The organism is Streptomyces sp. NPDC051183, assembly GCF_040682455.1.
Classification (GTDB): Bacteria; Actinomycetota; Actinomycetes; order Streptomycetales; family Streptomycetaceae; genus Streptomyces.
In genome coordinates this window covers 18,008-38,366 of record NZ_JBFBBA010000011.1, presented here as the reverse complement: position 1 = coordinate 38,366, position 20,359 = coordinate 18,008, and the positions used below count along the sequence as shown (strand labels likewise).

The following is a 20,359-nucleotide window of genomic DNA, read 5'->3' as shown; positions in this document are numbered from 1 at the left end:
CCCGGCACCCCCGGGAAGGGGGCCGGGCCCTGCGCGTGTGCGGACCGGTCAGCGGACGAACGTGCTCGCCTGCCCCGCCAGGTCCAGGAAGTACTGCGGGGCCACGCCCAGGACCAGGGTGACCGCGACGCCGACGGCGATCGTGGTCATCGTCAGCGGCGAGGGCACGGCCACCGTCGGACCGTCCGCCTTCGGCTCGCTGAAGAACATCAGCACGATGACCCGGATGTAGAAGAACGCGGCGATCGCGGACGAGATGACACCGACGACTACCAGCGCCCCCGCGCCGCCCTCCGCCGCCGCCTTGAAGACGGCGAACTTGCCGGCGAAGCCGGACGTCAGCGGAATGCCGGCGAAGGCCAGCAGGAACACCGCGAAGACCGCCGCCGTCAGCGGCGACCGGCGGCCCAGGCCCGCCCACTTGGACAGGTGCGTCGCCTCGCCGCCCGCGTCGCGCACCAGCGTGACCACCGCGAAGGCGCCGATCGTCACGAAGGAGTACGCGCCCAGGTAGAAGAGGACCGACTTGACGCCCTCCGCCGAGGTCGCGATCACACCGGCCAGGATGAAGCCCGCGTGCGCGATCGAGGAGTAGGCCAGCAGCCGCTTCACATCGGTCTGGGTCACGGCGATCACCGCGCCCGCCAGCATCGTGACGATGGCCACGCCCCACATCACCGGCCGCCAGTCCCACCGCAGGCCCGGCAGGACCACGTACAGCAGTCGCAGCAGCGCGCCGAAGGCGGCCACCTTGGTCGCCGCCGCCATGAAGCCGGTGATGGGGGTCGGGGCGCCCTGGTAGACGTCCGGGGTCCACATGTGGAAGGGGACCGCGCCGACCTTGAAAAGCAGGCCCATCAGCAGCAGGGCCCCGCCGATCAGCAGCAGCGCGTCGTTGCCCATGGTGTCCGCGAGCGCCGGGTCGATCTTCGCGATGCTGCCGTCCACCACGTCCGCGATGACCGCGTACGAGACCGAGCCCGCGTACCCGTAGATCAGCGCGATGCCGAAGAGGAGGAAGGCGGAGGAGAAGGCACCGAGCAGGAAGTACTTGACCGCGGCCTCCTGCGACATCAGCCGCTGGCGGCGGGCGAGGGCGCAGAGCAGGTACAGCGGGAGGGAGAAGACCTCCAGGGCCACGAACAGCGTCAGCAGGTCGTTGGCCGCCGGGAAGATCAGCATGCCGGCGATCGCGAACATCGCCAGCGGGAAGACCTCGGTCGTGGTGAAGCCGGCCTTCACGGCCGCCTTCTCGCTCTCGCTGCCCGGTACGGACGCCGCCTGCGCGGCGAAGGAGTCGACCCGGTTGCCGTGGGCGGCCGGGTCCAGGCGCCGCTCGGCGAAGGTGAAGACCGCGACGACCGAAGCCAGCAGGATGGTGCCCTGCAGGAACAGCGCCGGGCCGTCCACGGCCACGGCCCCCATGGCCGCGATGTGCGCCTTGGTGCTCCCGTACCCGCCGGCGGCGAGTCCGACGACCGCCGCGAAGGCCGAGGCCAGCGCGGCGACGGCGAGGAACACCTGGACGTGGTAGCGGGACTTGCGCGGTACGAAGGCCTCCACGAGGACTCCGACGATCGCCGCGCCCAGCACGATCAGCGTGGGCGAGAGCTGCGCGTACTCGATGTGCGGGGCCGGGATCTTGTCGATCGGCTCCGCGGCCGCCAGTGTCAGCAGGCTCTGGGCAGCAGTCACTGTGCTCACTTGGCCGCCTCCCCCTTCTTGGCGTGCTCGGCCTCGATAGCCACCTCGGGCTTCGGGTCCGTCTGCTTCACGTCCGACATGGTGTGCTTCACCGCCGGGTTGACGATGTCGGTGAGCACCTTCGGGTAGACGCCGAGCCCGATCAGCAGGGCGATCAGCGGGGCGACCACCAGCACCTCCCGCAGGCGCAGGTCCGGCATCGTGCGGACCTCCTCCTTCACGGGTCCGGTCATGGTGCGCTGGTAGAGCACCAGCGTGTAGAGCGCGGCCAGCACGATGCCGAAGGTGGCGATGATGCCGACCACCGGGTACCGGGCGTACGTGCCGACCAGGACCAGGAATTCACTGACGAACGGTGCCAGGCCCGGCAGTGACAGGGTGGCGAGACCGCCGATCAGGAAGGTGCCGGCCAGCACCGGCGCCACCTTCTGCACGCCGCCGTAGTCGGCGATGAGCCGCGAGCCGCGCCGCGAGATCAGGAAGCCGGCCACCAGCATCAGCGCGGCCGTCGAGAGCCCGTGGTTGACCATGTACAGCGTCGCGCCCGACTGGCCCTGGGAGGTCATCGCGAAGATGCCCAGGATGATGAAGCCGAAGTGCGAGATCGAGGCGTACGCCACCAGCCGCTTGATGTCGCGCTGCCCGACCGCGAGCAGCGCGCCGTAGACGATGCTGATCAGGGCCAGGACGAGGATGACCGGCGTGGCCCACTTGCTGGCCTCCGGGAAGAGCCCGAGGCAGAAGCGGAGCATCGCGAAGGTGCCGACCTTGTCGACGACCGCGGTGATCAGTACGGCCACCGGGGCGGTGGCCTCGCCCATCGCGTTCGGCAGCCAGGTGTGCAGCGGCCACAGCGGGGCCTTCACCGCGAAGGCGAAGAAGAAGCCGAGGAACAGCAGCCGTTCGGTGTTGGTCGCCATGTCGAGCGTGCCCGCGGCGCGGGCGGCGGTGATCTCCTGGAGCGAGAAGTTCCCGGCGACCACGTACAGCCCGATGACGGCGGCCAGCATGATCAGGCCGCCGACCAGGTTGTAGAGGAGGAACTTGACCGCCGCGTACGAGCGCTGCGCGGCCGCGTTCTCGTCGGACCCGGAGTGAGCCCGGTCCCCGAAGCCGCCGATGAGGAAGTACATCGGGATGAGCATGGCTTCGAAGAAGATGTAGAAGAGGAAGACGTCGGTGGCCTCGAAGGAGATGATCACCATCGCCTCGACCATCAGGATCAGGGCGAAGAAGCCCTGCGTCGGCCGCCACCGGGAAGAGGACGTCTCCAGCGGGTCGGCGTCGTGCCAGCCGGCCCCGATGACGAAGGGGATCAGCAGCGCGGTGAGCGCGATGAGCGCCACCCCGATGCCGTCGACGCCCAGTTCGTAGCGGACGCCGAAGTCGGCGATCCAGGCGTGGGACTCGGTGAGCTGGTAGCGGTCGCCACCGGGCTCGAAGCGGACCGCGACGAGCACGGCCAGGGCCAGTGTCGCCAGCGAGAAGAACAGCGCGAGCCACTTGGCCGCGGTCCGGCGGGCGGCCGGGACGGCCGCCGTGAGGACCGCGCCGACCGCGGGGACCGCGGCCGTCACCGTCAGAAGCGGGAAACTCATTTCACACCGCCCTCATCAGCAGGGTCGCGGCGATCAGGATCGCCGTGCCCCCGAACATCGAGACCGCGTAGCTGCGGGCGTAGCCGTTCTGCAGCTTGCGCAGCCGGCCCGAGAGTCCGCCGACCGAGGCGGCCGTCCCGTTGACCACTCCGTCGACCAGGCTGTGGTCCACGTACACGAGCGAGCGGGTCAGGTGCTCCCCGCCGCGCACCAGCACGATGTGGTTGAAGTCGTCCTGGAGCAGGTCGCGCCGGGCCGCCCGGGTGAGGAGCGAGCCGCGCGGTGCGACGACCGGGACGGGCCTGCGCCCGTACATCGCCCAGGCGATGCCCACGCCGACGACGAGGACGACCATGGTCGACAGCGTCACCGTCAGGGCGCTGACCGGCGGGTGGCCGTGCGCGTGCCCCGTGACGGGCTCCAGCCACTTCAGGAAGCGGTCGCCGATCCCGAAGATGCCGCCCGCGAACACGGATCCGAAGGCCAGGATGATCATCGGGATGGTCATCGACTTCGGGGACTCGTGCGGGTGCGGCGCGTGGCCTTCTGAGTCCGGCTGCCAGCGCTCCTCGCCGAAGAAGGTGAGGAGCATGACGCGGGTCATGTAGAACGCGGTGATGGCCGCGCCCAGCAGGGCCACCGATCCCAGGATCCAGCCCTCGGTGCCGCCCTTCGCGAAGGCCGCCTCGATGATCTTGTCCTTGGAGAAGAAGCCCGACAGGCCCGGGAAGCCGATGATGGCGAGGTAGCCGAGGCCGAAGGTGACGAAGGTGACCGGCATGTACTTCCGCAGGCCCCCGTACTTGCGCATGTCGACCTCGTCGTTCATGCCGTGCATGACCGAACCGGCGCCGAGGAAGAGCCCGGCCTTGAAGAAGCCGTGCGTCACCAGGTGCATGATCGCGAAGACGTAGCCGATGGGGCCGAGGCCCGCCGCCAGGATCATGTAGCCGATCTGCGACATCGTCGAGCCCGCCAGGGCCTTCTTGATGTCGTCCTTCGCGCAACCGACGATCGCACCGAAGAGGAGCGTGACCGCGCCGACCACGACGACCGCGGTCTGCGCGTCCGGCGCGCCGTTGAAGATCGCCCCGGACCGGGTGATGAGGTACACGCCCGCGGTGACCATGGTCGCCGCGTGGATCAGGGCCGAGACCGGGGTCGGGCCCTCCATCGCGTCGCCGAGCCAGGACTGGAGCGGCACCTGGGCCGACTTGCCGCACGCGGCCAGCAGCAGCATCAGGCCGATGGCCGTCAGCTTGCCCTCGGACGTGGCGTCCGCGGAGCCGAGCACCGGGCCGAAGGCGAAGGTGCCGTAGGTGGTGAACATCAGCATGATCGCGATCGACAGGCCCATGTCGCCGACCCGGTTGACCAGGAAGGCCTTCTTGGCGGCGGTGGCCGCGCTGGGCTTGTGCTGCCAGAAGCCGATGAGCAGGTACGAGGCGAGGCCCACGCCCTCCCAGCCGACGTACAGCAGCAGGTAGTTGTCGGCGACGACCAGGAGCAGCATCGCCGCGAGGAAGAGGTTCAGGTACCCGAAGAAGCGGCGGCGGCGCTCGTCGTGCTCCATGTACCCGATCGAGTACACGTGGATGAGCGTGCCCACCCCGGAGATCAGCAGGACGAAGGTCATCGACAGCTGGTCGAGCTGGAAGGCGAGGTCGGCCTGGAAGCCCTCCACCGGGATCCAGCTGAACAGCCGCTGGTGGACGGTCCGGTCCTCGGCCCCGCGGCCGAGCATGTCGGCGAACAGGGCCAGGCCGATCCCGAAGGACGCGGCGGCGAGCAGGGTGCCGAGCCAGTGGCCGGCCTTGTCGAGGCGCCGGCCGCCGCACAGCAGCACCGCCGCTCCGAGCAGGGGCGCCGCTACCAGCAGCGCAATCAAGTTCTCCACAGCGACCCCTTACAGCTTCATCAGGCTGGCGTCGTCGACCGAGGCCGAGTGGCGGGTACGGAACAGCGACACGATGATCGCGAGGCCCACCACGACCTCGGCGGCGGCGACGACCATCGTGAAGAACGCGATGATCTGGCCGTCGAGGTTGCCGTGCATCCGGGAGAAGGTGACGAAGGCGAGGTTGCAGGCGTTGAGCATCAGCTCGACGCACATGAACAGCACGATCGCGTTCTTCCGGATCAGGACCCCGGCCGCCCCGATGGTGAACAGCAGGGCGGACAGGTACAGGTAGTTGACCGGGTTCACTTCGAGGCCTCCTCACGGCCGAGCCGCTCGGACGAGGCCTGCTCCAGCGCCTTCAGGTTGTCCAGCGCCTCGCTCGACACGTCGCGGATCTGACCGCGGGCGCGCAGCGTCTTGTTGACGGTCAGCTCGGACGGGGTGCCGTCCGGCAGCAGACCGGCCACGTCCACCGCGTTGTGCCGGGCGTAGACGCCGGGCGCGGGCAGCGGCGGGAGCTGTACGCCCTCGCGTACGCGGCGCTCGGCGAGCTCGCGCTGGGTGGCGGCCCGCTCGGTGCGCTCGCGGTGGGTGAGCACCATCGCGCCGACGGCCGCCGTGATCAGCAGGGCGCCGGTGATCTCGAAGGCGAACACGTACTTGGTGAAGATCAGCGTGGCCAGGCCCTCGACGTGGCCGCCGGAGTTGATCCGGCCGAGCCCGTTGAAGTGGGTCAGCTCGGCGTTGCCGATGCCGGCGCTCAGCAGGATGCCGAAGCCGAGCCCGCACAGGGCGGCCAGCCAGCGCTGCCCCTTGATCGTCTCCTTCAGCGAGTCCGCGGCGGTGACACCCACGAGCATGACCACGAAGAGGAAGAGCATCATGATCGCGCCGGTGTAGACGACGACCTGGACGATGCCCAGGAAGTACGCCCCGTTGGCGAGGTAGAAGACCGCCAGGATGATCATCGTCCCGGCCAGGCTCAGGGCGCTGTGCACGGCCTTCTTCATCAGGATCGTGGCCAGCGCGCCGATGACGGCGACCGTGCCCAGGATCCAGAACTGCACTTCCTCGCCCGAGGAGGTGACCGAGGTGGAAGCTGCGGCGATGATGCTCACGCCCCCACCCCCTCGGCGGCGTCCTCGGCCACCTCGCCCTTGGAGACGGCGACCTGCCGGACGGTGCCCGGGGCGGCCCCGGTCACCAGCCCGCGGTAGTAGTCGGTGTCCTCCGCGCCGGGGAAGATCGAGTGCGGAGCCTCGACCATGCCCTCGGTCAGGCCCGCCAGCAGCTGCTCCTTGGTGTAGATGAGCGACTCGCGGCTGGCGTCGGCCAGTTCGAACTCGTTCGTCATGGTCAGCGCCCGCGTCGGGCACGCCTCCACGCACAGCCCGCACAGGATGCAGCGGGCGTAGTTGATCTGGTAGACCCGGCCGTACCGCTCACCCGGGGAGTAGCGCTCCTCCTCGGTGTTGTCCGCGCCCTCCACGTAGATCGCGTCGGCGGGACAGGCCCAGGCGCACAGCTCGCACCCGATGCACTTCTCCAGACCGTCCGGGTGGCGGTTGAGCTGGTGCCGTCCGTGGAAGCGCGGAGCGGTGGTCTTCTGCTGCTCCGGGTACTGCTCGGTGAGGCGCTTCTTGAACATGGCCTTGAAGGTCACGCCGAAGCCGGCCACCGGGTTCTGCCACTTCTCGTCAGACATTCTCACCACCCTCCTCTCGGTCGCTCTCGGTGTTCGCCGCACCGCTGACGATCAGCTCCCGCTCGGAGCGGGGCCGTCGGCGCGGTACGGGTGCCAGGTGCTGGCCGGGCTTGGGCGGTACGGGGAACCCGCCCGCCATCGGGTCGAAGGGAGCGGCGGCCGCGGCCTGTTCGGCCTCTCCGGCGGCCTCCTTCTCCTTCTTGTCGCGGAGCATGTCCGCGACGAAGGACAGCAGCAGGATCGCGATGACGCCGCCGCCGACGTAGAGCACGATCTCCTGGAAGTCGTAGTTCTCGTTGCGCAGCGCCCGGACGGTGGCGACCAGCATCAGCCACACCACGGAGACCGGGATCAGCACCTTCCAGCCGAGCTTCATCAGCTGGTCGTAGCGCACGCGCGGCAGCGTGCCGCGCAGCCAGATGAAGAAGAACAGCAGCAGCTGGACCTTGAGGACGAACCAGAGCATCGGCCACCAGCCGTGGTTGGCGCCCTCCCAGTACGTGGAGATCGGCGCCGGCGCCCGCCAGCCGCCGAGGAAGAGGGTGACCGAGACCGCCGAGACGGTGACCATGTTGACGTACTCGGCCAGCATGAACAGCGCGAACTTGATGGAGGAGTACTCGGTGTTGAAGCCGCCGACCAGGTCGCCCTCGGACTCCGGCATGTCGAAGGGGGCGCGGTTCGTCTCGCCGACCATCGTGATGACGTAGATGATGAAGGAGACCGGCAGCAGGATGATGTACCAGCGGTCCGCCTGTGCCTCCACGATCGCCGAGGTCGACATCGACCCGGAGTAGAGGAAGACCGAGGCGAAGGCCGCGCCCATCGCGATCTCGTAGGAGATCATCTGCGCGCAGGAGCGCAGGCCGCCGAGCAGCGGGTACGTCGAGCCGGAGGACCAGCCCGCCAGCACGATGCCGTAGATGCCGACCGAGGCCACCGCGAGGACGTAGAGCATCGCGATCGGCAGGTCGGTCAGCTGCATCGTGGTGCGCTGGCCGAAGATGGACACCTCGTTGCCCGAGGGGCCGAAGGGGATCACCGCGATGGCCATGAAGGCCGGGACCGCCGCGATGATCGGGGCCAGGACGTAGACGACCTTGTCGGCCCGCTTGACGATGACGTCTTCCTTCAGCATGAGCTTCACGCCGTCGGCGAGCGACTGGAGCATGCCCCAGGGGCCGTGCCGGTTCGGGCCGATTCGCAGCTGCATCCAGGCGACGACCTTGCGCTCCCACACGATGGAGAACAGCACGGTCACCATCAGGAAGGCGAAGCAGAACACCGCCTTGAGGGCGACGAGCCACCAGACGTCCCGGCCGAAGAGGGACAGGTCCTCGGCCGCGAGCTGTACAAAGTCACCGGGTACGGCGTTCACTCGTCCACCTCCGCAGTGGTGTCTCCGGCGGCGGCCGGGCCGGCCGGACCGATCCGGACGAGGCCGCCCGGAAGGGCTCCGGTGTCGGCGATGACGCCGGAGCCGGTGGAGTTCATCGGGAGCCAGACCACCCGGTCGGGCATCTCGGTGATCCGCAGCGGCAGTTCCACGGAGCCGGCCGGGCCGGTCACCGCGAGGACGTCGCCGTTCTTCACGCCCGTCTCGGCGGCCGTGGCGGCCGACAGCCGGGCGCTCGCCTCGTGCCGGGTGCCGGCCAGGGCCTCGTCGCCCTCCTGGAGCCGGCCCAGGTCGAGCAGCAGCCGGTGGCCCGCGAGGACCGCCTCGCCCGTGCCCGGACGCGGTACCGGCGCCGGGTCGGTGGACTGCTCGGAGGCCAGTTCCCCGCCCCACGGCCCGAGCCGCTCCAGCTCGCGGCGTACGGCGTGCACGTCGGGCAGGGCGATCGGGCGGTCGGCCGCGTCGGCCAGCATGTGCAGCACCCGCGAGTCCGCGGGGGCGAGCCGCCGGGTCATCTGCTCGGGCTTCAGCGCTGCCTCGAACGACCGGACCCGGCCCTCCCAGTTGACGAACGCGCCCGACTTCTCGGCGACCGCGGCGACCGGGAACACCACGTCCGCGTGGTCGGTGACCTCGCCGGGCCGAAGTTCCAGCGAGACCACGAAGGCCTCCTGGAGGGCGACCCGCGCCCGGGCCGGGTCCGGCAGGTCGACCAGCTCGACGCCCGCGACCAGCAGGGCGGCGAGCTCTCCACCGGCCGCGGCCTCGATGATCTGGCCGGTGTCGCGGCCGTAGCGGTGCGGGAGTTCGTCCAGGCCCCACGCGGTGGCGACCTCGTCGCGGGCCCGCGGATCGGTGGCCGGACGGCCGCCGGGCAGCAGCGACGGCAGCGCGCCCGCCTCCACGGCGGCCCGCTCACCGGCCCGGCGCGGGATCCACACCAGGCGGGCGCCGGTCGCGGCGGCCGCCCGTACGGCGGCGGTCAGCGCGCCGGGCACCCCGGCGAGGCGCTCCCCGACGACGATGACGGCGCCCTTCTCGCGCAGCGCCTCGGCAGCCGCGTGGCCGCCCTGCTCCAGGCCGGAGCGGGAGGCCAGCGCGGCCAGCCACTCGGGCTCGGTGCCCGGGGCGGCGGCCAGCAGGGTGCCGCCGGCCTTCTCCAGGCCCCGGGTGGCGAAGGGGGCGAGGGCGAAGGTCCGCTGCTTGTGCTTGCGGTGGGCCTTGCGCAGCCTCAGGAAGACCCCGGGGGCCTCCTCCTCGGCCTCGATGCCGACGAGCAGCACCGCGGGCGCCGCCTCCAGCGAGGAGTACGTCACCCCCTCGCCGTCGAGGTCCTGGCCGGTGCCCGCCACGGTGGCGGCCAGGAACTCGGCCTCCTCCGCACTGTGCACGCGGGCCCGGAAGTCGATGTCGTTGGTGTCGAGCACCACGCGCGCGAACTTGGAGTACGCGTACGCGTCCTCGACGGTCAGCCGGCCGCCGGTCAGCACCCCGGCCCGGCCGCGCGCGGCGGCGAGGCCGTTCGCCGCGGCCTCCAGGGCCTCGGGCCAGCTCGCCGGGGCCAGGACGCCGTCGGCGCCGCGCACCAGCGGGGTGGTGAGCCGGTCGGGGCGCTGCGCGTAGCGGAACCCGAAGCGGCCCTTGTCGCAGATCCACTCCTCGTTGACCTCGGGGTCCTCGGCGGCCAGCCGGCGCAGCACCTTGCCGCGGCGGTGGTCGGTCCGGGTCGCGCAGCCGCCCGCGCAGTGCTCGCACACGCTCGGGGAGGAGACGAGGTCGAACGGGCGGGAGCGGAACCGGTAGGCGGCCGAGGTGAGCGCGCCGACCGGGCAGATCTGGATGGTGTTGCCGGAGAAGTACGACTCGAACGGGTCGCCCTCGCCGATGCCGACCTGCTGGAGCGCGCCGCGCTCCAGCAGCTCGATCATCGGGTCGCCGGCCACCTGGTTGGAGAAGCGGGTGCAGCGCGCGCACAGCACGCACCGCTCGCGGTCCAGCAACACCTGGGTGGAGATCGGCACCGGCTTCTCGTACGTGCGCTTGCGCCCCTCGAAACGGGACTCCGCGTTGCCGTGCGACATCGCCTGGTTCTGCAGCGGGCACTCGCCGCCCTTGTCGCAGACCGGGCAGTCCAGCGGGTGGTTGATGAGCAGCAGCTCCATCACCCCGCGCTGGGACTTCTCGGCGACCTCGGAGGTCAGCTGCGTCTTGACGACCATGCCGTCGGTGCAGGTGATGGTGCAGGAGGCCATCGGCTTGCGCTGGCCCTCGACCTCGACGATGCACTGGCGGCAGGCGCCGACCGGGTCGAGGAGGGGGTGGTCGCAGAACCGGGGGACCTCGATGCCGATCTGCTCGGCGGCCCGGATCACCAGCGTGCCCTTGGGCACCGACAGCTCGACGCCGTCGATGGTCAGGGACACCGTGTTCTCGGGCACCGCGGCCTCGCCGCCACCGGCGGGAGCGTTCGTGGTGACGGTCATGCGTTCACCTCGGAGTTCTTCTTGGGACCGTCAGCCCAGAGGGTCGACTTCTTGGGGTCGAAGGGGCAGCCCTTGCCCGTGATGTGCTGCTCGTACTCCTCGCGGAAGTACTTGAGCGAGGAGAAGATCGGGCTGGCGGCGCCGTCGCCGAGCGCGCAGAACGACTTGCCGTTGATGTTGTCGGCGATGTCGTTCAGCTTGTCGAGGTCGGACATCACGCCCTTGCCGGCCTCGATGTCGCGCAGCAACTGGACCAGCCAGTACGTGCCTTCGCGGCAGGGCGTGCACTTGCCGCAGGACTCGTGGGCGTAGAACTCGGTCCAGCGGGTCACCGCCCGCACCACGCAGGTCGTCTCGTCGAAGCACTGCAGGGCCTTGGTGCCGAGCATCGAGCCGGCCGCGCCCACCCCCTCGTAGTCGAGCGGGACGTCGAGGTGCTCGTCCGTGAACATCGGGGTGGAGGAGCCGCCCGGGGTCCAGAACTTCAGCCGGTGGCCCGGCCGCATCCCGCCGCTCATGTCGAGGAGCTGGCGCAGGGTGATGCCGAGCGGGGCCTCGTACTGGCCGGGGCCGACGACGTGCCCGGAGAGCGAGTACAGCGTGAAGCCGGGGGACTTCTCGGTCCCCATCGCCTTGAACCAGTCCTTGCCCTTGTTCAGGATCGCGGGAACCGAGGCGATGGACTCGACGTTGTTGACGACAGTGGGGCACGCGTAGAGCCCCTCGACGGCAGGGAAGGGAGGGCGCAGCCGGGGCTGACCGCGCCGGCCTTCGAGGGAGTCGAGGAGTGCCGTTTCCTCGCCGCAGATGTACGCGCCCGCTCCCGCGTGCACCGTGATGTCGAGGTTGAGGCCGCTCCCGAAGCCACTCTTTTGACGATGTTCAGCCTTGCCGAGGTAGCCGGCCTCGTACGCCTCGCGCACCGCCTCGTGCAGGCGCCGCAGCACCGGCACGACCTCGCCGCGCAGGTAGATGAAGGCGTGCTCCGACCGGATCGCGTAGCAGGCGATGATCATTCCCTCGATGAGGGAGTGCGGGTTGGCGAAGAGGAGGGGGATGTCCTTGCAGGTCCCCGGCTCCGACTCGTCCGCGTTCACGACGAGGTAGTGCGGCTTTCCGTCGCCCTGCGGGATGAACTGCCACTTCATTCCGGTGGGGAACCCCGCGCCGCCCCGGCCGCGCAGGCCCGAGTCCTTGACGTACGCGATGAGGTCGTCCGGGGTCATCGCGAGCGCCTTGCGCAGGCCCTCGTACCCCTCGTGGCGCCGGTAGGTCTCCAGCGTCCACGACTCGGGCTCGTCCCAGAACGCCGACAGGACGGGCGCGAGGAGCTTCTCAGGACTTGTACCGTTCTTACTCAGCTCGGTCGACACGGTCATCACTCCCCTCCCTCGGTGGTGGTCTCGCCACGGGCCTCGCCGCGCGGGTGCACGATCGGGGTGTGCGGGGACTCGCCGCGCGCGATGCGCAGGCCGATCAGGGAGGCGGCGCCCGCGCCGCCGCTCGCCGCGACGGCGCCCTCGCGCTCGTCGGGGAAGCCCGCCAGGATCCGGGCGGTCTCCTTGTACGTGCACAGCGGCGCGCCCCGGGTCGGCTCGACCGGGCGGCCGGCCAGCAGGTCGTCCACCATGGCCTTGGCGGACTCGGGGGTCTGGTTGTCGAAGAACTCCCAGTTGACCATCACCACGGGGGCGTAGTCGCAGGCCGCGTTGCACTCGATGTGCTCCAGCGTGACCTTGCCGTCGGGGGTGGTCTCGTTGTTGCCGACCCCGAGGTGCTCCTTGAGCTCCTCGAAGATGGCGTCGCCGCCCATCACCGCGCACAGCGTGTTCGTGCAGACGCCGACCTGGTAGTCGCCCGAGGGCCTCCGCCGGTACATCGTGTAGAAGGTGGCGACGGCCGTGACCTCGGCGGTGGTCAGGCCCAGCACCTCGGCGCAGAAGCGGACGCCGGTGCGCGAGACGTGGCCCTCCTCCGACTGGCACAGGTGCAGCAGCGGCAGCAGCGCCGAGCGGCTGTCGGGGTAGCGGGCGATGACCTCCTGCGCGTCCGCTTCCAGCCGGGCACGTACCTCGGCGGGGAAGTCGGGGGCGGGCAGTTGCGGCATCCCCAGGCTGACCCCTGCATTCACAGGACTGGCTGTCATCGGTCGACGCCTCCCATCACGGGGTCGATGGAGGCGACGGCGACGATGACGTCGGCGACCTGGCCGCCCTCGCACATCGCGGCCATGGCCTGCAGGTTGGTGAAGGACGGGTCGCGGAAGTGGACCCGGTAGGGGCGGGTGCCGCCGTCGGAGACGACGTGGACGCCGAGTTCGCCCTTGGGCGACTCGACCGCCGCGTACGCCTGCCCGGCGGGTACCCGGAAGCCCTCGGTCACCAGCTTGAAGTGGTGGATGAGGGACTCCATGGAGGTGCCCATGATCTGCTTGATGTGGTCGAGCGAGTTGCCGAGACCGTCCGGGCCCATCGCGAGCTGCGCCGGCCAGGCGATCTTCTTGTCGGCGACCATGACCGGACCCGGCTCCAGCCGGTCCAGGCACTGCTCGACGATCCGCAGCGACTGCCGCATCTCCTCCAGGCGGATCAGGAACCGCCCGTAGGAGTCGCAGGACTCGGTGGTCGGCACGTCGAACTCGTAGGTCTCGTATCCGCAGTACGGGTCCGTCTTGCGCAGGTCGTGCGGCAGTCCGGCGGAGCGCAGGATCGGGCCGGTGGCGCCCAGTGCCATGCAGCCGGTGAGGTCGAGGTAGCCGACGTCCTGCATGCGGGCCTTGAAGATGGGGTTGCCGGTGGCGAGCTTGTCGTACTCCGGCAGGTTCTTCTTCAGGGTCTTCACCAGGTCGCGGAGCTGGTCCATGGCGCCCGGGGGCAGGTCCTGCGCGAGGCCGCCGGGGCGGACGAACGCGTGGTTCATGCGCAGGCCGGTGATCAGCTCGAAGACGTCGAGGATCAGCTCGCGGTCGCGGAACCCGTAGATCATGATCGTGGTCGCGCCCAGCTCCATGCCGCCGGTGGCGATGCACACCAGGTGGGAGGAGAGCCGGTTGAGCTCCATCAGCAGCACGCGGATGACGGTGGCCCGGTCCGGGATCTGGTCGGTGATGCCGAGCAGCTTCTCGACGCCGAGGCAGTACGCCGTCTCGTTGAAGAACGGCGTCAGGTAGTCCATGCGCGTGACGAAGGTGGTGCCCTGCGTCCAGTTGCGGAATTCGAGGTTCTTCTCGATCCCGGTGTGCAGGTAGCCGATGCCGCACCGGGCCTCGGTGACCGTCTCTCCGTCGATCTCCAGGATCAGGCGGAGCACCCCGTGGGTGGACGGGTGTTGCGGACCCATGTTGACGACGATCCGCTCGTCGTCCGCGCGGGCCGCCGACTGGACGATCTCGTCCCAGTCGCCGCCGGTGACGGTGTAGACGAGGCCTTCGGTCGTCTCGCGGGAGGTCGAGAGGGGCGTCCCGGAGGGACTCGACGAGGGGCGGTGGCCGGGCGACGGGTGGGCGGGGTTTGACGTTGACATCAGCTGTACGACCTCCGCTGGTCGGGAGCCGGGATCTGGGCGCCCTTGTACTCGATGGCGATGCCGCCGAGCGGGTAGTCCTTGCGCTGCGGGAAGCCCTGCCAGTCGTCCGGCATCATGATCCGGGTGAGGGCCGGGTGCCCGTCGAAGATCAGGCCGAAGAAGTCGTACGCCTCGCGCTCGTGCCAGTCGTTGGTCGGGTAGACCGTGACCAGCGACGGGATGTGCGGGTCGCCGTCCGGCACGGACACCTCGAGCCGCACGATCCGGCCGTGGGTGAGCGAGCGCAGGTGGTAGACGGCGTGCAGCTCGCGGCCCCTGTCGTCGGGGAAGTGCACCCCCGAGACGCCGGTGCAGAGCTCGAAGCGCAGGGCCGGGTCGTCGCGCAGGGTGGAGGCCACGCGTACGAGGTGCTCGCGGGCGACGTGGAGCGTCAGCTCGCCCCGGTCGACCACGACCTTCTCCAGTGCGTTCTCCGGGACCAGGTCCTGCTCCTCCAGCGCCCCTTCGAGTTCGTCGACGACCTCGTCGAAGTACGAGCCGTACGGGCGGGCGCTCGCGCCGGGCAGCGCCACGGTGCGCACGAGGCCGCCGTATCCGCTGGTGTCGCCGCCGTTGGTGGCGCCGAACATGCCCTTGCGGACGCCGATCACCTCGGGCCCGGCGGAGGCCCTGGGAGCCGGGACGTTGTTGCCGTTGGGACCGCTTTCCACGGCCGGGTCCTCGCTCACCGCAGGAGCCCCTTCATCTCAATGGTGGGGAGCGCCTTGAGGGCCGCCTCCTCCGCCTCGCGGGCCGCCTCTTCCCGGTTCACGCCGAGCTTCGACCCCTGGATCTTCTGGTGGAGCTTGAGGATCGCGTCCATCAGCATCTCGGGGCGGGGCGGGCAGCCGGGCAGGTAGATGTCCACCGGAACGATGTGGTCGACGCCCTGGACGATCGCGTAGTTGTTGAACATTCCGCCCGAAGATGCACAAACCCCCATGGAAATGACCCATTTGGGAGCGGGCATCTGGTCGTACACCTGACGCAGCACCGGCGCCATCTTCTGGCTGACCCGGCCCGCCACGATCATCAGATCGGCCTGGCGCGGGGAACCGCGGAAGACCTCCATGCCGAAGCGGGCCAGGTCGTACCGGCCCGCTCCGGTGGTCATCATCTCGATGGCGCAGCAGGCCAGGCCGAAGGTCGCCGGGAAGACGGATGACTTGCGCACCCAGCCCGCGGCCTGTTCGACGGTGGTCAGCAGAAAGCCGCTCGGCAGCTTCTCTTCCAGTCCCATGGAAAATTCAGCCCCTCAGTCCCATTCCAGGCCGCCGCGGCGCCACACGTAGGCGTAGGCGACGAAGACGGTGAGCACGAAGAGGAGCATCTCGACGAGCCCGAAGATCCCCAGCGAGTCGAAGGTGACCGCCCAGGGGTAGAGGAAGACGATCTCGATGTCGAAGACGATGAAGAGCATCGCCGTCAGGTAGTACTTGATGGGGAAGCGGCCGCCGCCGGCCGGCATCGGAGTCGGCTCGATGCCGCACTCGTAAGCTTCAAGCTTTGCCCGGTTGTACCGTTTTGGGCCGATCAGCGTGGCCATGACCACGGAGAAGATCGCAAACCCTGCGCCGAGGGCGCCGAGCACGAGGATGGGTGCGTACGCATTCACGCTCCTCGCTCCTTCCAGTCGTCCTTGACCGTTGGACCGCTGCCGGCGCATGTGAGGCAGTTCACAAGCCGGACTGGTGCGCATCTTATGCCTGCTCCTCTGTGATCTGCGACACGGGTTGCAACAACGAGTTTGTGATCTCCACCACCTGACGAACGATCATGAAGTCCGATGAGTGGTGATCTTCGTACGCGAAGCATCCACATGATCACCAAAGGTGACATCCGACCTCGTCGCCGCAGGTGGAAGGGGTGTCGCACTATCAAACCGTGGCCCGTGCAGGCAAATTGGCGACACGGCGACCGCAGTGGTAAAGGGATCCGGGTCGCCCGGTCGGGGGAGGCGGGCCGTACGGGAGTGGACACGTGCATCCGTTCACGAACCCGGCCCGCGGATCCGGCGGCCCCTCCGCGGCGGGATGCGGCCGCCGCTTCACAGGGGGATCACGAACGGGCCACGGCGTCCGCACAGTGTCCGCACAGCGTGACGCTCCTGTGACCTGCACCACTCCGGATTCGCACCGGCGAAAGGGGGCTTGGCCATCTGTGCGGAGGGATGGTAGGCCGAGGATCAATTCGGACTTATTGCAGAAACCCCATGATCACAGGCCTGCGAAGGGCTGTCCGAATGGTCCGTTACGGCGTCAATAAGACGCTCGGCGCACCCGGTTAGCCCGCTTCGCGCACAACTGTGGCGCAGACCACGTTTCTTGAAGGGAACCGCAACCCCCTGATAGCGGTTGTACCCATGTCCCTCACCGCTCACATACCCAGCCACCGGAAGCCCCGCCGCAGCGCCTCGAAGCTCGCGGTCCGCGCCGGAGTTGCCGGTGGCGTCCTCAGCACCCTGGCCATGGCCGGCACGGCGAGCGCGTCCCCGTCCGCCGAGCCCGTGACCGAGACGACGCTCGAAATGCCGGTCCTCAGCCTGGACCTGGCCGCCGAGGTCTCCTCGTCCGTCACCAAGGCCGCGGAGAACACCCGCGCAGCCGTCCTCGAGGGCGAACTGCACGTGCAGGAAGAGACCGCTCGTACGGGCGCCGCCGCCGAGGCCAAGAAGGCCAAGGAAGACGCCCAGCAGAAGGCCGACGCCGAGGAGAAGGCGAAGCAGGAGAAGGAGGAGGCGGACCGCAAGGCCGAGGCCGAGCGCGCCAACCGCAGCACCGCCCGCGCCTCCCTGTCCACCAAGTCGGGCTCCGGCGCGACCCCCAGCGACGGCTCCGGCGCCTCCGTGGCCGCCCCTGCGACCGGTTCCGCCGCCGCCATCGTGAACTTCGCCCGCGCGCAGGTCGGCAAGGCGTACGTCATGGGCGGCACCGGCCCGTCCTCGTTCGACTGCTCCGGCCTCGTCCAGGCCGCGTACAAGCAGGCCGGCATCTCCCTGCCGCGCATGTCCCAGGCGCAGTCCTCCGCGGGCACCTCGGTCTCGCTGAACGCTCTGCAGCCGGGCGACATCCTGTACTGGGGCGCCAAGGGCAGCGCGTACCACGTCGCCGTCTACGTCGGCGGCGGCAAGTTCGTCGGCGCCCAGAACTCCAGCACGGGCATCGTCGAGCGCTCCCTGAGCTACGACAAGCCCACGGGCGCCGTCCGCGTCCTCTGAGCCGCCTGGGGCGCCTGAGCCGCCTCGGACCGGCCTTTGGGCGGTCCGGAGCGCTGCGGGGCGCCCTGACGGCCGCCTGACGGCTGCCTGACGCCGTCTCACGGCTGTCCGCGCGATGCGCAGGGCCGGCACTCCCCCGCTCGGGGGCGGAGTGCCGGCCCTTTCGCGTCCCGCCTGCCGACCGGGCGCACCGGAGCGGCCGGGGCCCTGCGAAGATGACCGCGACGCGCCGCGCACGCCCGATTCACCCCAGGAGGTGGTTGTCCATGATCACCGAGCCGTACGAGGACCAGGACACCGGCGGCGGCGACCCCACGGCCCTCCCGGCCGCGGCCGGACTGGGCCTCCTGGCCGTGGGCGGCTGGCTGCTCACCACCGCCCGGCCGTGGCAGAAGCCGAACCACCCGGTGACCCTCGGCCTCGGCTGGACCGCCTCGGCAGCACTGCTGATCTGCGGCCTGGTGCTGCTGTCCCGGTGCATCCGGGCCGTGCACCGCCCGGCCGAAGCCCCGTACGCACCGCGCCCGAACGCGGCCGACGCCCCGTACGAAGAAGCGGGCCGCCCCGGCGAAAACCCGGCACGGCCCGCCTGAGCCCGATCAGGCCTTCGGGGCGGCCTTGGTTCCGCTGAGGTAACCGTCGGACGAGAAGTTTCCTACCGCCGGTGGTACGTTTTGGGTATGAGCAGTCACGTGGCACCCCAGGCCGTCGAGCGGGCCGGTAAGAGATCCGTGTCGCTCGCCCAGTCGTTGATCAAGGAAGTCGAGGAACGCGCGGGCAAGAGCGGGTTCTCCTCCGTTGTGGCCGAAGCTCTGGAGGAATGGCTCGCCGCGCAGAAGCTCCGCGAGGTCGTGACCGCCGACCGCAAGGCGTTCGGCCCCGTCTCCGCCGAAGCACGGCGGCAGGCGGAACAGGAGTGGTGAGCAAGCGCCTCAAGATCAAGGCAAAGAGCGAGGGCACGCTCGTCCTGGATGCCCAAGGGCTTTCACTGCATGTCGACGGCGACGAGGGGATGCGCGCGCGCATCGAGGTCGCTCAGCAGAGCGGCCGACGCGTCGCGCTGTCCGCCTTGACGCCCTTGGAGGTGCGCCGAACCGGCGAGGCCGGCAAGCGACTCCAGTTCCTGCTTTCCCGTTTTGATGTGAAACCGGTCAACGACGCGGTGACGGAGGCCGCAGCGAAGCTGCTGGATGCCTCGGGCCTCGGCGGGCACGAATACCTCGTGGACGCACTCGTGGTCGCCACGGCCGCACTCTGCACTCCCCCGGTGCTCCTCGTCACTTCTGACAAGTCGCACATCCCAGCGCTGTGCAAGGCTGCCGAGGAGCTTCCCGGCTCACCGAAGGTGAAGATCGTCAACGTGTGACGGCCAACGTCACGAGCCGGGCCGCTCGATTACCCGACGAGCGGCCCGGCCTTGACCGGTCAAGCGCGGGGGGCGACCTTCGAGAGGCCGTTGATGATGCGGTCCATCGCGTCGCCGCCCGTCGGGTCGGTGAGGTTGGCCAGCATCTTGAGCGTGAACTTCATCAGCACCGGGTGGGTCAGGCCGCGCTGCGTGGCGACCTTCATGACCTTCGGGTTGCCGATGAGCTTCACGAAGGCGCGGCCCAGCGTGTAGTAGCCGCCGTAGGTCTCCTTGAGCACCTTCGGGTAGTTGTGCAGCGCCAGTTCGCGCTGCGCCGGGGTGGCCCGGGCGTGCGCCTGCACGATGACGTCGGCCGCGATCCGGCCCGACTCCATCGCGTAGGCGATGCCCTCGCCGTTGAACGGGTTGACGAGCCCGCCCGCGTCGCCGACCAGCAGCAGGCCCTTGGTGTAGTGCGGCTGCCGGTTGAAGGCCATCGGCAGGGCCGCGCCGCGGATCGGCTGCGTCATGTTCTCGGGGGTGTAGCCCCAGTCCTCCGGCATGGACGCGCACCAGGCCTTGAGGACCTCGCGCCAGTCCAGCTCCTTGAAGGCCGCGGAGGAGTTGAGGATGCCCAGACCCACGTTGGACGTGCCGTCGCCCATGCCGAAGATCCAGCCGTAGCCGGGCAGCAGCCGGTCCTGCGGGCCGCGCCGGTCCCACAGTTCCAGCCACGACTCCAGGTAGTCGTCGTCGTGCCGGGGCGAGGTGAAGTAGGTGCGCACGGCCACGCCCATCGGGCGGTCCTCGCGCCGGTGCAGACCCATGGCGAGGGACAGCCGCGAGGAGTTGCCGTCGGCCGCGACGACGAGCGGGGCGTGGAAGGTGACCGGGGTCTTCTCCTCGCCCAGCTTCGCCTGCACACCGGTGATGTGGCCGGTGCGCGGGTCGCGTACGGGCTCGCCGACGTTACAGCGCTCGTACAGCCGGGCGCCGGCCTTCTGCGCCTGGCGGGCCAGGGTCTCGTCGAAGTCGTCGCGCTTGCGGACGAGTCCGTAGTCCGGGAAGGAGGCGAGCTCCGGCCAGTCGAGCTGGAGCCGCTGACCGCCTCCGATGATCCGCAGGCCCTTGTTGCGCAGCCAGCCGGCCTCTTCGGAGATGTCGATGCCCATGGCCACCAACTGCTTGGTGGCGCGCGGGGTCAGTCCGTCACCGCAGACCTTCTCGCGCGGGAACGCCGTCTTCTCCAGGAGCAGTACGTCGAGTCCCGCCTTGGCGAGGTAGTAGGCGGTGGTCGAGCCGGCGGGCCCGGCCCCGACGACGATCACGTCCGCGGAGTGTTCGGAGAGGGGCTCGGTCACTGCGGGGTCTCCCGAAGGCTCGATAAAGGGTGCCCAACGGCACGGGACACGTGCAGTCTATGCAGCGAGAGAGATCGCGAACC

At 69.8% G+C, this 20,359-nt stretch carries 19 protein-coding genes; 4 read left to right on the top strand and 15 right to left on the bottom strand.

Features of this window, described 5'->3' with window-relative positions:
- Positions 1 to 48 precede the first annotated feature (48 nt).
- Genes nuoN through AB0M99_RS12095 form a run of 14 tightly spaced genes read right to left on the bottom strand, consistent with a single transcriptional unit; the run spans position 49 to position 15,965 of the window.
- On the bottom strand, positions 49 to 1,704 hold the full coding sequence (nuoN, locus tag AB0M99_RS12160) for an NADH-quinone oxidoreductase subunit NuoN (RefSeq protein WP_365919292.1): 1,656 nt from the start codon (positions 1,702 to 1,704) through the stop codon (positions 49 to 51).
- Positions 1,701 to 3,302, bottom strand: coding sequence for an NADH-quinone oxidoreductase subunit M (locus AB0M99_RS12155; protein ID WP_365919290.1), 1,602 nt, complete (start codon positions 3,300 to 3,302; stop codon positions 1,701 to 1,703). The genes nuoN and AB0M99_RS12155 overlap by 4 nt, the downstream gene beginning before the upstream one ends.
- A gap of 1 nt (position 3,303) precedes the next feature.
- On the bottom strand, positions 3,304 to 5,199 hold the full coding sequence (gene nuoL / locus AB0M99_RS12150; RefSeq protein WP_365919288.1) for an NADH-quinone oxidoreductase subunit L: 1,896 nt from the start codon (positions 5,197 to 5,199) through the stop codon (positions 3,304 to 3,306).
- A 9-nt stretch (positions 5,200 to 5,208) separates the two neighbouring features.
- On the bottom strand, positions 5,209 to 5,508 hold the full coding sequence (nuoK, locus tag AB0M99_RS12145; RefSeq protein WP_112449176.1) for an NADH-quinone oxidoreductase subunit NuoK: 300 nt from the start codon (positions 5,506 to 5,508) through the stop codon (positions 5,209 to 5,211).
- On the bottom strand, positions 5,505 to 6,320 hold the full coding sequence (locus AB0M99_RS12140) for an NADH-quinone oxidoreductase subunit J (protein WP_365919286.1): 816 nt from the start codon (positions 6,318 to 6,320) through the stop codon (positions 5,505 to 5,507). Before AB0M99_RS12140 ends, nuoK begins: the two co-directional genes overlap by 4 nt.
- Positions 6,317 to 6,907: an NADH-quinone oxidoreductase subunit NuoI gene (gene nuoI, locus AB0M99_RS12135; RefSeq protein ID WP_365919284.1), complete on the bottom strand. Its 591-nt coding sequence runs from the start codon at positions 6,905 to 6,907 to the stop codon at positions 6,317 to 6,319. The genes AB0M99_RS12140 and nuoI overlap by 4 nt, the downstream gene beginning before the upstream one ends.
- Complete coding sequence (gene nuoH / locus AB0M99_RS12130) at positions 6,900 to 8,285, bottom strand: NADH-quinone oxidoreductase subunit NuoH (RefSeq protein WP_365919282.1); 1,386 nt, start codon at positions 8,283 to 8,285, stop codon at positions 6,900 to 6,902. Before nuoH ends, nuoI begins: the two co-directional genes overlap by 8 nt.
- A complete protein-coding gene (locus AB0M99_RS12125) occupies positions 8,282 to 10,786 on the bottom strand; it encodes an NADH-quinone oxidoreductase subunit G (protein ID WP_365919280.1) in 2,505 nt (834 codons plus the stop codon). The genes nuoH and AB0M99_RS12125 overlap by 4 nt, the downstream gene beginning before the upstream one ends.
- A complete protein-coding gene (gene nuoF, locus AB0M99_RS12120; RefSeq protein WP_365919278.1) occupies positions 10,783 to 12,165 on the bottom strand; it encodes an NADH-quinone oxidoreductase subunit NuoF in 1,383 nt (460 codons plus the stop codon). Before nuoF ends, AB0M99_RS12125 begins: the two co-directional genes overlap by 4 nt.
- Complete coding sequence (gene nuoE / locus AB0M99_RS12115) at positions 12,165 to 12,932, bottom strand: NADH-quinone oxidoreductase subunit NuoE (protein WP_365919276.1); 768 nt, start codon at positions 12,930 to 12,932, stop codon at positions 12,165 to 12,167. Before nuoE ends, nuoF begins: the two co-directional genes overlap by 1 nt.
- Entirely contained in the window at positions 12,929 to 14,308 is a 1,380-nt protein-coding gene (locus AB0M99_RS12110; RefSeq protein WP_365919274.1) for an NADH-quinone oxidoreductase subunit D, read from the bottom strand. Before AB0M99_RS12110 ends, nuoE begins: the two co-directional genes overlap by 4 nt.
- Positions 14,308 to 15,021 (bottom strand): NADH-quinone oxidoreductase subunit C, encoded by a 714-nt coding sequence (locus AB0M99_RS12105; RefSeq protein WP_365919530.1) that lies wholly within the window; start codon positions 15,019 to 15,021, stop codon positions 14,308 to 14,310. Before AB0M99_RS12105 ends, AB0M99_RS12110 begins: the two co-directional genes overlap by 1 nt.
- Positions 15,022 to 15,035: 14 nt before the next feature.
- Positions 15,036 to 15,590, bottom strand: coding sequence for an NADH-quinone oxidoreductase subunit B family protein (locus AB0M99_RS12100; RefSeq protein ID WP_007265818.1), 555 nt, complete (start codon positions 15,588 to 15,590; stop codon positions 15,036 to 15,038).
- 15 nt (positions 15,591 to 15,605) lie between these two features.
- Positions 15,606 to 15,965, bottom strand: a complete 360-nt coding sequence (locus AB0M99_RS12095) for an NADH-quinone oxidoreductase subunit A (protein WP_190182942.1) — start codon at positions 15,963 to 15,965, stop codon at positions 15,606 to 15,608.
- A 747-nt stretch (positions 15,966 to 16,712) separates the two neighbouring features.
- Here AB0M99_RS12095 and AB0M99_RS12090 point away from each other — a divergent pair.
- The 4 genes from AB0M99_RS12090 to AB0M99_RS12075 all read left to right on the top strand — a co-directional run bounded on the left by AB0M99_RS12090 (position 16,713) and on the right by AB0M99_RS12075 (position 18,933).
- Positions 16,713 to 17,567, top strand: coding sequence for an NlpC/P60 family protein (locus AB0M99_RS12090; RefSeq protein WP_365919272.1), 855 nt, complete (start codon positions 16,713 to 16,715; stop codon positions 17,565 to 17,567).
- Positions 17,568 to 17,833: 266 nt separating this feature from the next.
- Complete coding sequence (locus AB0M99_RS12085; protein ID WP_365919270.1) at positions 17,834 to 18,160, top strand: hypothetical protein; 327 nt, start codon at positions 17,834 to 17,836, stop codon at positions 18,158 to 18,160.
- A gap of 87 nt (positions 18,161 to 18,247) precedes the next feature.
- Positions 18,248 to 18,490 (top strand): hypothetical protein, encoded by a 243-nt coding sequence (locus AB0M99_RS12080; RefSeq protein WP_147420012.1) that lies wholly within the window; start codon positions 18,248 to 18,250, stop codon positions 18,488 to 18,490.
- Positions 18,487 to 18,933 (top strand): DNA-binding protein, encoded by a 447-nt coding sequence (locus AB0M99_RS12075; protein WP_365919268.1) that lies wholly within the window; start codon positions 18,487 to 18,489, stop codon positions 18,931 to 18,933. Before AB0M99_RS12080 ends, AB0M99_RS12075 begins: the two co-directional genes overlap by 4 nt.
- A gap of 59 nt (positions 18,934 to 18,992) precedes the next feature.
- Here AB0M99_RS12075 and AB0M99_RS12070 read toward each other — a convergent pair whose 3' ends face one another.
- Positions 18,993 to 20,276, bottom strand: coding sequence for a geranylgeranyl reductase family protein (locus tag AB0M99_RS12070; RefSeq protein ID WP_365919266.1), 1,284 nt, complete (start codon positions 20,274 to 20,276; stop codon positions 18,993 to 18,995).
- Positions 20,277 to 20,359 lie beyond the last annotated feature (83 nt).

Bases quoted from the DNA above. Each gene is read 5' to 3' on its own strand.
- AB0M99_RS12155 (WP_365919290.1), bottom strand. From the start codon at position 3,302: ATGAGTTTCCCGCTTCTGACGGTGACGGCCGCGGTCCCCGCGGTCGGC.
- AB0M99_RS12100 (WP_007265818.1), bottom strand. From the start codon at position 15,590: ATGGGACTGGAAGAGAAGCTGCCGAGCGGCTTTCTGCTGACCACCGTC.
- AB0M99_RS12080 (WP_147420012.1), top strand. From the start codon at position 18,248: ATGAGCAGTCACGTGGCACCCCAGGCCGTCGAGCGGGCCGGTAAGAGA.
- AB0M99_RS12090 (WP_365919272.1), top strand. From the start codon at position 16,713: ATGTCCCTCACCGCTCACATACCCAGCCACCGGAAGCCCCGCCGCAGC.
- AB0M99_RS12125 (WP_365919280.1), bottom strand. From the start codon at position 10,786: ATGACCGTCACCACGAACGCTCCCGCCGGTGGCGGCGAGGCCGCGGTG.
- AB0M99_RS12110 (WP_365919274.1), bottom strand. From the start codon at position 14,308: ATGTCAACGTCAAACCCCGCCCACCCGTCGCCCGGCCACCGCCCCTCG.
- nuoI (WP_365919284.1), bottom strand. From the start codon at position 6,907: ATGTCTGACGAGAAGTGGCAGAACCCGGTGGCCGGCTTCGGCGTGACC.
- AB0M99_RS12085 (WP_365919270.1), top strand. From the start codon at position 17,834: ATGATCACCGAGCCGTACGAGGACCAGGACACCGGCGGCGGCGACCCC.
- nuoE (WP_365919276.1), bottom strand. From the start codon at position 12,932: ATGACAGCCAGTCCTGTGAATGCAGGGGTCAGCCTGGGGATGCCGCAA.
- nuoF (WP_365919278.1), bottom strand. From the start codon at position 12,165: ATGACCGTGTCGACCGAGCTGAGTAAGAACGGTACAAGTCCTGAGAAG.